Raw genomic sequence first — 13,716 nt, 5'->3', positions numbered from 1 at the left:
GGGCGTCACCGCCGCCGGTCGTCGCGAGGACGGAAGAAGTCACCGAGGTCCAGGTCCCCTTCGAGGAACCGTCCGACGACGAACCCGACGGCACCCAGGGCGGCCACGAGCAGAAAGGCCCCGAAGCCCCCGAAGTACCCGGCGAAGCCCAGCGCCATTCCGGCGATCATGCCGATCACGGCCAAGCTCATGGTGCGCTCCTCAGCGGTTCGACGGCCGGGATGTCGTGGGCCGCCCCGTGGCCGGGCCGGTCACTGGAGCCGCGCCTCCGGCTCTTCATCTTCTTCCTCGGGAAGCTTCACATCACTCACCGCGATGTTGACCTCGACGACCTCGAGTCCCGTCATGCGCTCCACGGCCGCGATGACGTTCTCGCGGACGGCGCGGGCGACGTCCCCGATCGACACGCCGTACTCGACGACGATCTCCAGGTCGAGCGCGGTCTGGAGCTCCCCGACCTCGGCCTTGACGCCTCGCGAGACGGACTTGGACCCCCCTGGCACTCGGTCGCGCACGGCCCCGAAGGTCCGGCTCAGCCCACTGCCCATCGCATGGACACCGAGCACGTCCCGGGCGGCGAGTCCGGCGATCTTCTCCACGACACCGTCGGCGATCGTGGTCCGCCCCCGCATGGCGGGATCACCGCCGCCGCGCTTGGTGACCCCGGGCTTGCGGCTCTGCGGGGCTTCCTTCTCGCTCCCGGGGCTGTCCGTCCGGTTCTGCTCCGTCATGTCGGTCATCGCCGTACGTCCCTTTCGGTCGTCCTCTTTGCCCACAGTAGGTCCGGACGCGGGCTCGCGCGCCAGGGATGCGGCAGGCTGGAGCAATGACCGCGGATCGATGGACGCAGGCAGTACGGCGGCAGCTCGGGCTCGGGCGCCTGCTCCCGCTCGGGCATCCGCGCGACGGCGCCTGGATCGCCGAGGAGGCGGCCGACGCGTTCCTGCGGCGCGGGGCGGCCGGCGTGCCCGGTGTCCGCCTCGGCACGCTCCGGATCGCCCTCGCGGACCCGGACCTGGTCCACGACCCCGTCGTACCGCCGCCGCCCAGCGCACTGCCGCCCGGTCCACTGCGTATCGTCGCGGAGTTCACGGCCGAGGCGACCCCGACGGCCCCCGGGGTCGAGCCGCTTCCCACGACCGCGGCCCGCCTGCGCGTGACGCTGGCCGAGGCGGCCGAACCCCTCGGCCTGACGGTCACGGAGATCGACCTGAAGGTGACGGGGCTGGGGGATGTCTCCGCGCCGCCGACCGCCGTACGCCACACCGCCCCGCGTCCGGCCGCCGTACCCACGACCCCCGACGAGGCCCGGGCGGCCACCGCCGCCCTGTCCGTGCCGGGGGTACTTCACCTGACGGACGTTCTGGGCCATCCGGTGCACATCGAGAACGCCCCCGGCAAGGACCCCGCCCTCGCCCGCCGCCACGTCCGCGTCGAACTGGCGGTCGCCGCGACGGAGCGAACGGCGGACGTGGCAAGAGCCGTCAGAACAGCGGTCGCGGACGCCCTGCCGGACGCCCCGTCAGTGACGGCACTGGTGACGTCCGTCGAGTAGCGAGGACGACCTCACTCCCCCAGACCGGCAAGGTCCCGCAGTCGCCGGGCCTGAGCCGCCCGCTCGGCGACCCGCTGCTCCTCGTACGTCCGCTCCTGCGCCCCCCGCAGCAACGCCTTGGTCTCGACCACCGCGTCCCGAGGCGCGGCCAACACCGCACCGGCGAGGTCCCGCACGGCATCCTCGAGCTGGTCGACAGGCACCGCGAGATTGGCGAGCCCCGTGCGCTCGGCCTCCTCGGCCGACACGAAGCGACCCGTGGCGCAGATCTCCAGCGCACGGGCGTATCCGACCAGGCTCACCAGCGGATGCGTTCCCGTCAGATCGGGAACGAGCCCGAGGCTGGTCTCGCGCATGGCGAACTGCACGTCGTCCGCGACGACGCGCAGGTCACAGGCGAGCGCCAGCTGGAAACCCGCACCGATGGCGTGCCCCTGCACGGCGGCGATGGACACGACGTCGCTGCGCCGCCACCAGGTGAACGCCTCCTGGTACTCGGCGATGGTCGCGTCGAGCTCGGCGTCGGCCCCGCGCGCGAGGTCGATGAACGACGGCTCGCCGTCGAACCCCTCGGGCGTGAACGCCTGCCGGTCGAGCCCGGCCGAGAACGACTGGCCCTCGGCACGCAGCACGACCACACGGACAGTGCCCGGCAGCGACCGGCCGGCCTCCGTCAACGCCCGCCACAGAGCGGGACTTTGGGCGTTGCGCTTGGCCGGATTGGTCAGCGTCACCGTGGCGATCGCGTCGTCGACGGTGAGCCGTACGCCGTCCTTGTCGAGTACGGGGTCAAGATCCTTGTCGAGCGAAGCCATGGGCTGCCTCCGATGGGTGCGGTCGGATCAGACGCGGACCTCGTGAAGGACACGAGGAACACACCTAAGTGACTGCACAGTAACCACCCGGTCGATCACCCGACCGACCGGGTGGCCACCACCGAAGCCGATGGGGACGCCCGGCCTCAGGCCGAGGCGGCCTTCTTGCCCCGCGTCGCTCCGCCACGCCCTCGCAGCGTGACGCCCGACTCGCTGAGCATCCGGTGCACGAAACCATACGAACGGCCGGTTTCTTCGGCCAGCGCTCGAATGCTCGCACCGGAGTCGTACTTCTTCTTCAGGTCTGCCGCGAGCTTGTCGCGCGCGGCGCCGGTTACCCGGCTGCCCTTCTTCAGAGTCTCGGCCACCCGTGCCTCCTCATGGGAAGTGCGCTCTGGACTTCTCATGATCACCCCTCAAGGGCTTCATGGCCACCCATTCGGCAAGGTCCGTGAGACACGGTTTTGACGACAGGAGCCCGTCCTCACAAATGGAATCACAGGGTCCGCACTGCTCTGTCCGTACGACCGAACGGGTTCTTCCGCGAAGTGCCAGGTCAGCGACGCAAAACGGCCGAGCCCTTGGGAACAAAGGACTCGGCCGCGAAATGGATGTAGGACACACCTCGGTACGAGGAGATCTCACACAGATGATGGATCACGGATCGGCCGAATGATCCATACGCAGTGGATCAGTCATTCGATCACGTCGTGCTGACGGCGGCCCCGGGGCGGCCCTGGAGGCCGTACGAGGGCTCAGGCGAGGGCGACGAGGTCCGCGTAGTCGGAGCCCCACAGGTCCTCGACGCCGTCCGGCAGCAGAATGATCCGCTCGGGCTGGAGCGCCTCGACGGCGCCCTCGTCGTGGGTGACGAGGACGACGGCGCCCTTGTAGGTGCGCAGCGCGCCGAGGATCTCCTCGCGGCTGGCCGGGTCGAGGTTGTTCGTCGGCTCGTCGAGGAGGAGGACGTTCGCGGAGGAGACCACGAGGGTCGCCAGCGCGAGACGGGTCTTCTCGCCGCCGGAGAGGACCCCGGCCGGCTTGTCGACGTCGTCGCCGGAGAACAGGAACGAGCCGAGCGTCTTGCGGACCTCGACCAGGTCGAGGTCGGGGGCGGCGGAGCGCATGTTCTCCAGGACCGTGCGCTCGGGGTCGAGGGTCTCGTGCTCCTGCGCGTAGTACCCGAGCTTGAGGCCGTGGCCCTCTATGACCTCGCCGGTGTCGGGCTGCTCGGCGCCGCCGAGCAGCTTCAGCAGGGTCGTCTTGCCGGCGCCGTTGAGGCCCAGGATGACCACGCGCGAGCCCTTGTCGATGGCCAGGTCGACGTCGGTGAAGATCTCCAGGGAGCCGTACGACTTCGACAGGCCCTCGGCCATCAGCGGGGTCTTGCCGCAGGGCGCGGGCTCAGGGAAGCGCAGCTTGGCGACCTTGTCGGAGACGCGGACCGCCTCGAGGCCGGCGAGCAGCTTGTCGGCGCGCTTGGCCATGTTCTGCGCGGCCACCGTCTTGGTGGCCTTGGCGCGCATCTTGTCCGCCTGCGAGTTCAGTGCGGCGGCCTTCTTCTCGGCGTTCTGCCGTTCGCGCTTGCGGCGCTTCTCGTCGGCCTCGCGCTGCTGCTGGTAGAGCTTCCAGCCCATGTTGTAGACGTCGATCTGGGCGCGGTTGGCGTCCAGGTAGAAGACCTTGTTGACGACCGTCTCGACGAGGTCGACGTCGTGGGAGATCACGATGAAGCCGCCGCGGTAGGTCTTCAGGTAGTCGCGCAGCCAGACGATCGAGTCGGCGTCGAGGTGGTTGGTCGGCTCGTCGAGCAGGAGCGTGTCGGCGTCCGAGAACAGGATGCGGGCCAGCTCGACACGGCGGCGCTGACCGCCGGAGAGCGTGTGCAGGGGCTGGCCGAGCACGCGGTCGGGCAGGTTGAGCGCGGCGGCGATGGTGGCGGCCTCGGCCTCGGCGGAGTACCCGCCCTTGGTGAGGAACTCGGTCTCCTGGCGCTCGTACTGCCGCATGGCCTTCTCGCGGGTGGCGCCCGAGCCGTTGGCGATGCGCTGTTCGTTCTCCCGCATCTTGCGGATCAGGGTGTCCAGGCCGCGGGCGGAGAGGATGCGGTCGGTGGCGAGGACGTCGAGGTCGCCGGTGCGGGGGTCCTGGGGCAGATAGCCGACCTCGCCGGAGCGGGCGACGGTGCCGGAGGCGGGGATGCCCTCGCCGGCCAGGACCTTGGTCAGGGTCGTCTTGCCCGCGCCGTTGCGGCCGACCAGGCCGATGCGGTCGCCCTTGGTGATGCGGAAGGTGGCGGACTCGATGAGGATGCGGGCGCCGGCGCGCAGCTCGATACCGGAGGCGGAGATCACGGACAGACTCCAGGGCAGGGTCGTTGGCGGGGTGGACGGCTGAGGACGTTCCCGCCGTCTAATGCGCGAGGAGAATGGCCATGGGCCAAGTCTAACGGGGCCGTGCAACCACTTTCCCTGGGTGAGCGTGTTCGGCACTGTGACGCTCGCCCTGCCCCGCGTTGCCCAGGGGCGTGCGGTGCGGGGTGATTCTGCCCAGGTCGTCGACGGCGACAAGCTCGGTGGTCCAGCTGTCGCCGGTGGCGCAGGGCTGTGCGATCAGGAGCGCCTCGCCGTGACGCAGCGCACGTTCGGGGGCGAAGGAACAGCCGTACCGGGCGGGCAGGGTCCAGCGCAGGTCGCCGTCGGCGATGCGGTAGGCGGCGACGCGCCGCGGAGTGATGACGGCGAGCGTGCGGGCGCCCAGGGACCGCAGCACTCCGCTCGCCCCGTGGTCCGCGAGCCACCCCGCGGCCCCGGGAAGGGCCCGGTGCCAGCGCACGGCGCTGCCGTCGCCGCGCGCGGTGTCGGTGACCAGTCCGTCGTCCCACAGCGCGATCGCGTGCCCGCGCGCGGGGAGCACGGCCACCGGACGGCGGCCCTCGCGCGCGTAGGTCCAGCGGGGGCGGCCGGTCGCCCCGTCGTAGGCCTCGACGGCGGCCTTCGTGGTGCGCAGCGGGGGCTGTCGTGCCCCGTGCCCGTGCACCACGCGCGTGTGGGCGGTGAGGCGGTCTCCGTAGGGCGCGGGGCGCGCCTCGTGGGCCGCGGTGAGCAGCAGGGCGACAGCGACGGGGAGCAGGGCGCGGGCGGCGCGACGGCGGGCGGCGGGGGGAAGGAGCCGGGGGGCCGGGGGGTCCGTGGTCGCCGGGGCGGACCGTTCCGCCTCCGCCGCCTCGACCAGCACAGCGATCATCTCGCCCCCATCTGCACCACTCGCCGCGCCTGGGACCTGTCCGGCCGTTCAGGCGCACGGATCAGGCGCATGGATCAGGCGCATGGATCAGGCGGAGAGCCTAGGTGCGGGCGGTGGGAACGCCCGTCGGGACACGGCGGGCGGCGGGAGCGTGTCGCCCGTTCGGCCTTCCGCCCGGCGCCGGACCCGCGAGGGCGTACGAGGATGGCGCCACGGAGCGACGTACGCCGAGGTGCGAAGCCGTACGCAGAGGGTGGTGTGCCCATGCAGTTCGACGACGACGCCGACCTGGACACCTCCGACGTGCAGGATGTGCGCGGCAGCCGGATCCCTGGTGGCAGGGCGACCGTCGGGGGTGGCATCGCGGGTCTGATCGCCCTGATCCTCGGGCTGTTCTTCGGCGTCGGGCCCGATCAGCTCGGGCTGTCCTCCGGCAACGACCAGCCCGCGGTGACCACTTCCTCGCTCGACCAGATCAAGCAGACCTGCCGGAAGGGGCGGGACGCGAACGCCAGGGAGGACTGCCGGATGGTGGCGGTGGTCAACAGCGTTCAGGACTTCTGGGCGCAGGAGTTCGCGCGACGCGGCGGTACGTACACGCGCTCGCCGACCGTTTTCTTCAGCGGTCGGGTGAACACCGCGTGCGGCACCGCGACCTCGGCGGTCGGGCCCTTCTACTGTCCCGGTGACCGCAAGGTCTATCTGGACCTGGGCTTCTTCGACGACCTGCGGACCAAGTTCGGCTCCAGCGGCGGGCCGTTCGCGCAGGCGTACGTGGTGGCGCACGAGTACGGGCATCACGTGCAGGACCTGATGGGGACGCTGGGCAGGGCCCAGAGCGGTGTCACGGGCGCGAACAGCAACTCGGTGAAGGTGGAGTTGCAGGCGGACTGCTACGCCGGGGTGTGGGCGCACCACGCGACGACGACGAAGGACCCGTCGACGGGCAGGCCGTTGATCAAGAACCTCACTCCGGCCGACATCCGGGACGGGCTGGACGCGGCGGCCGCCGTCGGCGACGACCGGATCCAGCGGGAGTTCCAGGGCCGGGTGACCCCGGAGACGTGGACGCACGGCTCGTCCGCGCAGCGGCAGCAGTGGTTCTACCAGGGCTATCGCACCGGCGACATGGCGCAGTGCAACACCTTCCGCTGAGAGCGCGGACGGGGCGAAGGGAGGACCGCGGACGCGGCGCGTGCCGGGCGGCTTCCGCTCTCCGGGGCGTTGTCAGTGGCCGGTGCGAGACTGGGCAGCGGGTGACATTCCGGCCCAGCAGGACGAGTTCCGGTGGGAGTGATCGGCATGGCAGGTACGGACGGCGGGCGCCCGAGCATCTACCCGACACTGCTGTACGCGGACGCGAACGCGGCGATCAGGCAGCTCACGGAGGCCTTCGGCTTCTCGGAGGTCTCCGTGTACGAGAGTGAGGACGGCACGGTGATGCACGCCGAGCTGGTCCAGGGCAACGGCGCGGTGATGCTCGGCTCCAAGGGCCGCGGTGGCGTCTTCGACGGCGCGATGAAGGACGCGGGCCCCGCGGGGGTGTACGTGGTCGTGGACGACGTCGACGCACACCACCAGCGCGCGGTGGACCACGGCGCGGAGATCGTCATGCCCCCGACCGACCAGGACTACGGCTCGCGGGACTACCTGGCCCGGGACGCCGAGGGCAACATCTGGAGCTTCGGCACGTACGCCCCGGAGATACGGGACTGATCTGGGAGCGCGGGCCGATCCGAAGGACAGGTCCTAGCTGCCTCCGGTGTGGACCTGGAAGGCGGCGCGGCGTACGGCCTTGGCGAGGGCCGGGTCCGGGTGGGCGGCGGCGAGGGCGACCAGGACCTGGACGGTGCGGGGATGGCCGACGGCGCGCACCTCGTCGAGCAGCGCGGGCACGGTGGGCTGCACCGCGGACTCCAGATGGCGCACGAGGAGCGGCGCCTCACCGTGGTCGGCGACGGCGGCGGCGGTGTCGACCCAGAGCCAGGTGGACTCCTGGCGGGTGAGGACCTCGTGGGCGTCCTCCGGGTCGTGGCCGTCGTGCTCGGCCAGCCACAGCAGGGCGTAGGGGCGCAGCCAGGACTCGTCGGCCACGGCGCGTACGTCGGGCTCGGCGGGGGCGCCGACCACGCGCAGCGCCTCGAAGGCGAGGCCGCGGGTGAGGGCGTCCTCGCCGCGGGCGGCTTCGAGGAGTTCGGTGACGGCGCTGCCGACGGGGCGGGCGGCGAGCCAGGCGCGGTACTCGGCGCGGGCCGCGTTCGGGCGCAGCTGGGCGCAGCCGCGGAGCATGTCCGAGGCGGGCTGTTCAATGTTCCCGGCGGGGCTCTGCGCGGCGACGCAGATCTGCTCCAGCTTGACCCAGACCGCCCAGCTGCCGAGCGGGGTGAGCGTGGCCTGCCCGGCGGCGCAGGTGAGCGCGCCGACGGAGGCGAGCGCGTGCAGGGCCCAGTCGAGGAGGGGCGCGAGGGGGGCGTCCGCGATCTCGGCGGCCTCCGGGGCGGGCTCCGGCTGGGGGCCGTAGGGGATTTCGCAGCGCTCGGTGCGCAGTTCGGTGACGCGCTGTTCGAGGAGGTCGAGGAGCTGCTCCATGGGGACGGGCCCGGCGGAGAGCTGGAGGAAGGAGAGCACCTGGGGCATCGCGGAGACGACCTCGGCGACGGCGGACGCCTCGCGGTCGGCCGGCTCGGGGTGGGCGAGCGACCAGGCGTCGAAGAGGGCGACCCAGCCGCGCAGGACGGCGCTGTCGTCGCGGTTCCAGGCGCGCAGTCGCCAGCCGGGGCGGGCGATGTCGCCGTGCACCTCGACGAGGCCGGCGAGGCGTGCGGTGTCCCAGTCCGCGCGGACCTGAGCCGGGGTCAGGCCCAACTCCTCGGCGGCCCGTTCGGCGGTCGCGTCGGCGAGGGTGCCCTTGCCGTCGGGGGTCGCACCGTCGCTCCCCGGGCCGAGCGAGGCGTCGGCCCAGCGGGCGACACGGGCCGCGGCGGCGAGGCCGGTGCGGGCCATACGGGCCAGTTCCGCGGGCGGCGGGGTGCCCTCGGGGGGCCGGGGTGCGGGTCGGCGCGAGCTGCGCTGGGTCACCGCTCGGGGGGCGGAAGCCAGGGGGCGCGAGCGGACGAGTCGGAGCCTGGAGTCGCGCGGGTTACGGGACGTCACGGGTGCAGTCTTCCGGTTGACGGTCCGAAAACCCAAACGGAATGTCACAGCAGGCGACAGGGGTGGCCAATGGACAGGGTTCCGAGGGGGCTCGACACGTGTGAGCGAGGCCTTGCACGAGTTGACCGGGGCCCAACCGGAAGGCTTGGGGGGCGGCTCCGCCGCGAGGGCGTGCGGGGAGCGGTTGTGCGGTCTCTGCGGGGACTCCACCCGGGGGCGTTGGGCGGCGGGGTGGCTACATCAGGGGGGTCAGGAAGCGGCGCAGGGCCTCTTCGTAGTTCGGGGCGGCGTTCCACATGGCGCCGTGGGAGGCGTTCGGGACGGTGTGCAGGGTGACCAGGTCCGGACGGCTCTCGGCGAGGCGGCGTGAGGGGCCCCAGGGGGCGATGGTGTCGTCCGGACCGTGCACGATCAGGGTCGGGACCTTGAGCTGGCCGGGGTCGGCGGCCTCCCGGATCCGGTCGCCGTGCAGACCGGTGCGGCCCTGCGCGGCACGGACCGCGAGGGGCAGCAGGACGCTGGGCGTGTGGCGGGCCGAGGCGAGGGCGCGCAGCGTGGCTCCCCAGTCGAGGACGGGTGAGTCCAGGATCAGCCCGGAGATCCGCTCGCGCAGGGCGGAGTGCGCGGCGGTGCGCAGGGCCATGGTGGCGCCGATGGACCAGCCGTACAGGACGACCTGGTCGGCGCCGTAGCGCACGGCGTAGCGCACGGCGGCGTCCAGGTCGCGCCACTCGGTCTCGCCGAGGTGGCTGAGGCCGTCCGGGGAGCGGGGTGCGCCGAGGTCGCCGCGGTAGGCGAGGTCGAGCACGGGGAGCCGGTTGCGGTGCAGGAACTCCATCACGTTCATGGGGTGCTCGCGGGTGGTGCCGAGCCCGTGCACCGTGATCACCCAGGTGGTGCGGGTGCCGGGCACGAACCAGGCGGGCAGCGGGCCGAGCTCGCCGGGGACGTCCACGTCGGCGTGGTCGAGACCGAGGGCGCTGCCGGGGTTGCCGATGTACAGGTTGGGGGTGAGCCACGCCTTGTCACCGGTCTCCAGGGTGCCGTGGGTGACGCGTTCGAGGCGGCGTACGACCGTGTCGGCGGTGTGGGGTGTGGAGTCCAGGACGGGACCGACGACCGCGTGGGAGCCGTCGCCCGTGAGGCCGTACCTTCCCGGGCGCAGGGAGGCCAGGTCGCGGGTGAGCGTGATCCGGCCCGCGGCCGTGGAGTGCACGGTGAGCCGGGGCTCGGTGGGCAGTGGCCTGCCGGGCGGCGCCTTCAGTGCGGCGTCGCTGGCGAACCGGCCCGCCGCCACGGAGGCTGCGCCCGCGGCCAGGGCTACGGAGACGGCCGCGGCCGTCACTTTGACAGTACGCACGGGTTCAGTCTCCCGGCGCGGCCCCAGGTCGGCCAGCGGGAGCGGGCGGTGGGCTCCCGCCCTGGGGTGCGCGGGCTCGTTCTCCGGCACCGGGCGCGCACCGGCACCACCGGGTCGCCGCACCGCGCCGGATCAGCGGGGACCGGCCCCGCCGCCCTGCCCGTAGCGACCCAGCCGCTCCCCCGCCTCGGCCACCTGTTCCGGCGAGAGCAGCGTCGGGGACAGGCCGGGCACGGACGACGCCAGGAGCCAGACGCGGGACATCCATTCCAGTTGGGCGGTGCGGTCGAACGCCTGGGACAGCGAGGCTCCGTAGGCGATGGTGCCGTGGTTCTGGAGGAGGCAGGCCGTGCGGCCGGTGAGGGCCTGGAGCATGTTCTCGGCCAACTCCGGGGTGCCGTAGGTCGCATAGGGGGCAACTCGGACCGGTCCGCCGAGGGCGCCCGCCATGTAGTGGATCAGGGGGAGCTCGGGGACGAGGGCCGAGACGGCCGTCGCGTGCGCGGCGTGGGTGTGGACGACGGCCCGCGCGTCGGTGGCGCGGTGGATCGCGAGGTGCATCGGCAGTTCGCTCGTCGCAGCGAGCGAACCGAGGACCTGCCGGCCCTCGAGGTCCACACCGACGGCGTCTTCGGGCCTCAGCCGGTCGTAGGGCACTCCCGTCGGTGTGACCAGGACCGTGTCGCCGACCCGGACGGAGACGTTGCCCGACGTACCGACGACCAGACCGTCGGCCACCGTCCGGCGGGCCGTCGCGACGAGCTCGTCCCACGCGGCCGCCACCTCCCGCTCGCGCGCGCCCGGCGCGCTCTCCCCCACGTCCCGCACTTCCCGTGCGTCCCGCCGCTGCTCAGCCATGCGGCGATCCTGCCAGGCAGGGACGTCAACCCGCTGTCGACGAGGGCACTTTAGGGCGGAAGACAAGCGTCCGTAAGGCTGCATAGCGGAACATATCGCCCTCCAGGGGTGATTGGCTGGCGATCGACGGGCTTTCAACGATCTTCCAATAGCCTCGGGAGGATTTGTCACGCACGTCGCCATTTCGGGGGGAAACATGGCTCGTGATCACAAACCACTCCTTCGTCGTGCCCGTGTCCTCGCGGCGGCGGCCGCCGTGGCGGCGCTGGCCGCCGCGGGGACCGTCCTCGTCGGGGCCCCGGTCGCCGCGGCGGCCAAACCCAAGGGCCACGACGTCTCCTCGCACCAGAAGAACGTCGACTGGCAGAGCGCGAAGGCGAAGGGCGCCCGGTTCGTCTATGTGAAGGCGACCGAGTCCCACACGTACCGCAATCCGTACTTCGCCCGGCAGTACGACGGGGCGCGCGACGCGGGGATCCTGCGCGGCGCCTACCACTTCGCGGTGCCGGACAAGTCGTCCGGCGCCACCCAGGCCGCGTACTTCGTGCGCAACGGCGGTGCCTGGCGCGCGGACGGCTGGACGCTGCCGCCCGCGCTCGACATGGAGTACAACCCGTACGACAAGAAGCACAAGTGCTACGGCCTGAGCAAGGCCAGGATCGTGAGCTGGATCCAGGCGTTCAGCGACGAACTCGAACGGGAGACCGGCCGCCGTCCGGTCATCTACACGACCACGCACTGGTGGAACACCTGCACCGGCGGCAGCGGCGCCTTCGCCGCGAACCACGCCCTCTGGCTCGCCCGCTACGACTCCGCCGACGCAGGCGCGTTGCCGGCCGGCTGGTCGACGTGGACGTTCTGGCAGTACGACAACAGCGGCACGCTCCCGGGTGACCAGAATCTCTTCAACGGATCCATGACCCGGCTCAAGCAGTTGGCCACCGGCTAGAAGCCCTCGAACACCCCGCGCCGGAACCTGAAATTCCGGCCCCGTTCGAACATCTGGTAACTCACCGGGCCGCCCCTCCCGCACACTGGTCATCACAAGCGGAGGGGCGGTCCACCGTTTGAGACACCCCAGCGCCCGCCCCAGTTCACCTTCCGTTCACTCAGGTTGCCTACGGTCCACCTGCCACTGACGTCAAACAGAAGCCTGGGTAAATGGAACACATCACGCTCCTCCTCGGAATCGTGATCGTCACCGCTCTCGTGTTCGATTTCACGAACGGTTTCCACGACACTGCCAACGCGATGGCGACCACCATCTCGACCGGCGCTCTGAAGCCCAAGACGGCGGTGGCCATGTCCGCCGTGCTGAACCTCGTCGGCGCGTTCCTCTCCGTGGAGGTCGCCAAGACGATCTCCGGCGGGATCATCAACGAAGAGGGCATACGCGTCCAAGTGATCTTCGCGGCGCTCGTCGGCGCCATCCTCTGGAATCTGCTGACCTGGCTTCTGGGTCTGCCCTCCAGTTCCTCCCACGCACTGTTCGGCGGCCTGATCGGCGCCGCGGTCATGTCGGCCGGCTGGTCGTCGGTGAACGGCTCGACCGTCGTCACCAAGGTGCTGATCCCCGCGGTCGCCGCGCCCATCGTGGCCGGACTCGCCGCGATGCTGGCCACCCGGCTCACGTACCGGATCGGCAACCGAGCCGACGAGAAGGCGACCGCCAAGGGCTACCGCGCCGGCCAGATCGCCTCCGCCGGCCTGGTGTCCCTGGCGCACGGCACGAACGACGCCCAGAAGACGATGGGCATCATCACCCTCGCGCTGGTCACCGGCGGCGTCATCGCCCCGGGCTCGAACCCCCCGCTGTGGGTCATCGTCTCGGCCGGTACGGCCATCGCGCTCGGCACCTACCTGGGCGGCTGGCGCATCATCCGCACCATGGGCAAGGGCCTCACGGACCTCGCGCCGCCGCAGGGCTTCGCCGCCCAGACCAGCGCCGCGACGGCCATCCTGGCCTCCTCGCACATCGGCTTCTCCCTCTCCACCACCCAGGTCTGCTCCGGCGCCGTGATGGGCTCGGGCATCGGCCGCAAGGGCGGCGTGGTCCGCTGGTCGACCGCGACCCGGATGTTCGTCGCCTGGGGCCTGACCCTGCCGGCCGCCGGTCTGGCCGGTGCCTCCGCCGAGTTCCTGACCAAGCAGGGCACGTGGGGCATCGTCCTCACCGGCGCGCTGCTCGTCGCCGGCGCCGGCACCATCTGGAAGCTCTCCCGCCGCCAGCCGGTCACCGTCGACAACGTCAACGACGTCGACGCCGAGCCCGCGGGCGTCGTCACCGCCGCGATCGCCGCCGTCACCCCGCCGCCCGCGGGCCCCGTCACCGGCGACCTGTCCGGCGACCTGAAGACCACCATCCCGTCCCCGGACGCGGAGCCCACCCGCCCGGCAACGGTGTAAGGACAGAACAGCATGCACATCGACTGGGCAGCCCTCGGCTCCGTCTTCGGAGTCAGCCTCGTGACCACCGTCGGCCTCGTCGGCCTCTTCACCCTCGGCATCGTCGGCCTCTCCAAGCGCGAGTCCGCGTCCGCCCAGGGCGGCTCCGCGGCCCTCGCGGTCACCGGCGCGTACGTCTGTTTCGCGGCGTGCGCCGCGGCGGTGGCGTACGGCATCTTCCTGATCGTCGGCAAGTAACCCAAAACGGGCACCACTTCGAGTGGGGTGGGGGGGCGGTAACAGGCACCCACCCCCACAGGATAGGGGGCGACGCCCAAACAAAC

General features: G+C 71.8%; 15 protein-coding genes. 6 read left to right on the top strand and 9 right to left on the bottom strand.

Annotation, left to right across the window (positions count from 1 at the left end):
- Positions 1-5 precede the first annotated feature (5 nt).
- Together ACFVWD_RS30580 and ACFVWD_RS30575 are read right to left on the bottom strand one after the other, a co-directional pair.
- A complete protein-coding gene (locus ACFVWD_RS30580; protein ID WP_054232254.1) occupies positions 6-191 on the bottom strand; it encodes a hypothetical protein in 186 nt (61 codons plus the stop codon).
- A 60-nt stretch (positions 192-251) separates the two neighbouring features.
- Positions 252-740, bottom strand: a complete 489-nt coding sequence (locus tag ACFVWD_RS30575) for an Asp23/Gls24 family envelope stress response protein (protein ID WP_101405911.1) — start codon at positions 738-740, stop codon at positions 252-254.
- Between the two features lie 86 nt (positions 741-826).
- Between ACFVWD_RS30575 and ACFVWD_RS30570 the strand changes: the two genes are divergently transcribed.
- The gene (locus ACFVWD_RS30570) at positions 827-1,555 is read left to right on the top strand and encodes a nucleopolyhedrovirus P10 family protein (RefSeq protein ID WP_389600736.1); all 729 of its coding nucleotides are present in this window, start codon (positions 827-829) and stop codon (positions 1,553-1,555) included.
- 11 nt (positions 1,556-1,566) lie between these two features.
- Here ACFVWD_RS30570 and ACFVWD_RS30565 read toward each other — a convergent pair whose 3' ends face one another.
- The 4 genes from ACFVWD_RS30565 to ACFVWD_RS30550 form a co-directional block, all read right to left on the bottom strand.
- Positions 1,567-2,370 (bottom strand): enoyl-CoA hydratase/isomerase family protein, encoded by an 804-nt coding sequence (locus tag ACFVWD_RS30565; protein ID WP_099923398.1) that lies wholly within the window; start codon positions 2,368-2,370, stop codon positions 1,567-1,569.
- Between the two features lie 146 nt (positions 2,371-2,516).
- On the bottom strand, positions 2,517-2,738 hold the full coding sequence (locus ACFVWD_RS30560) for a helix-turn-helix domain-containing protein (RefSeq protein ID WP_006123601.1): 222 nt from the start codon (positions 2,736-2,738) through the stop codon (positions 2,517-2,519).
- Positions 2,739-3,125: 387 nt separating this feature from the next.
- Positions 3,126-4,724 carry an ABC-F family ATP-binding cassette domain-containing protein gene (locus tag ACFVWD_RS30555; protein ID WP_067364496.1) on the bottom strand — a complete coding sequence of 533 codons (1,599 nt, stop codon included), beginning with the start codon at positions 4,722-4,724 and terminating at the stop codon, positions 3,126-3,128.
- Positions 4,725-4,815: 91 nt separating this feature from the next.
- The gene (locus tag ACFVWD_RS30550) at positions 4,816-5,616 is read right to left on the bottom strand and encodes a hypothetical protein (RefSeq protein WP_389600734.1); all 801 of its coding nucleotides are present in this window, start codon (positions 5,614-5,616) and stop codon (positions 4,816-4,818) included.
- Between the two features lie 264 nt (positions 5,617-5,880).
- Between ACFVWD_RS30550 and ACFVWD_RS30545 the strand changes: the two genes are divergently transcribed.
- Together ACFVWD_RS30545 and ACFVWD_RS30540 are read left to right on the top strand one after the other, a co-directional pair.
- Positions 5,881-6,771 carry a neutral zinc metallopeptidase gene (locus ACFVWD_RS30545; RefSeq protein WP_190170364.1) on the top strand — a complete coding sequence of 297 codons (891 nt, stop codon included), beginning with the start codon at positions 5,881-5,883 and terminating at the stop codon, positions 6,769-6,771.
- A 147-nt stretch (positions 6,772-6,918) separates the two neighbouring features.
- Positions 6,919-7,332, top strand: coding sequence for a VOC family protein (locus ACFVWD_RS30540; RefSeq protein WP_101408227.1), 414 nt, complete (start codon positions 6,919-6,921; stop codon positions 7,330-7,332).
- Positions 7,333-7,365: 33 nt separating this feature from the next.
- On the opposite strand, the gene ACFVWD_RS30535 is transcribed toward ACFVWD_RS30540, so the two are convergent.
- The 3 genes from ACFVWD_RS30535 to ACFVWD_RS30525 form a co-directional block, all read right to left on the bottom strand.
- Positions 7,366-8,769, bottom strand: coding sequence for a hypothetical protein (locus ACFVWD_RS30535; protein WP_389600733.1), 1,404 nt, complete (start codon positions 8,767-8,769; stop codon positions 7,366-7,368).
- Between the two features lie 235 nt (positions 8,770-9,004).
- Complete coding sequence (locus ACFVWD_RS30530) at positions 9,005-10,129, bottom strand: alpha/beta hydrolase family protein (RefSeq protein WP_389600731.1); 1,125 nt, start codon at positions 10,127-10,129, stop codon at positions 9,005-9,007.
- A 132-nt stretch (positions 10,130-10,261) separates the two neighbouring features.
- On the bottom strand, positions 10,262-10,987 hold the full coding sequence (locus ACFVWD_RS30525) for a class II aldolase/adducin family protein (RefSeq protein WP_389600729.1): 726 nt from the start codon (positions 10,985-10,987) through the stop codon (positions 10,262-10,264).
- A gap of 196 nt (positions 10,988-11,183) precedes the next feature.
- On the opposite strand from ACFVWD_RS30525, the gene ACFVWD_RS30520 reads away from it, so the two are divergent.
- The 3 genes from ACFVWD_RS30520 to ACFVWD_RS30510 all read left to right on the top strand — a co-directional run bounded on the left by ACFVWD_RS30520 (position 11,184) and on the right by ACFVWD_RS30510 (position 13,630).
- Positions 11,184-11,936: a lysozyme gene (locus ACFVWD_RS30520; protein WP_389600727.1), complete on the top strand. Its 753-nt coding sequence runs from the start codon at positions 11,184-11,186 to the stop codon at positions 11,934-11,936.
- A gap of 212 nt (positions 11,937-12,148) precedes the next feature.
- A complete protein-coding gene (locus tag ACFVWD_RS30515; protein ID WP_101405904.1) occupies positions 12,149-13,393 on the top strand; it encodes an inorganic phosphate transporter in 1,245 nt (414 codons plus the stop codon).
- 12 nt (positions 13,394-13,405) lie between these two features.
- A complete protein-coding gene (locus tag ACFVWD_RS30510; RefSeq protein WP_351695798.1) occupies positions 13,406-13,630 on the top strand; it encodes a hypothetical protein in 225 nt (74 codons plus the stop codon).
- Positions 13,631-13,716 lie beyond the last annotated feature (86 nt).

Source organism: Streptomyces sp. NPDC058086 (genome assembly GCF_042885015.1).
Taxonomy (GTDB): Bacteria; Actinomycetota; Actinomycetes; order Streptomycetales; family Streptomycetaceae; genus Streptomyces.
The sequence above is the reverse complement of the archived record's forward strand: the minus strand, read 5'-3'. Positions and strand labels throughout refer to the sequence as shown.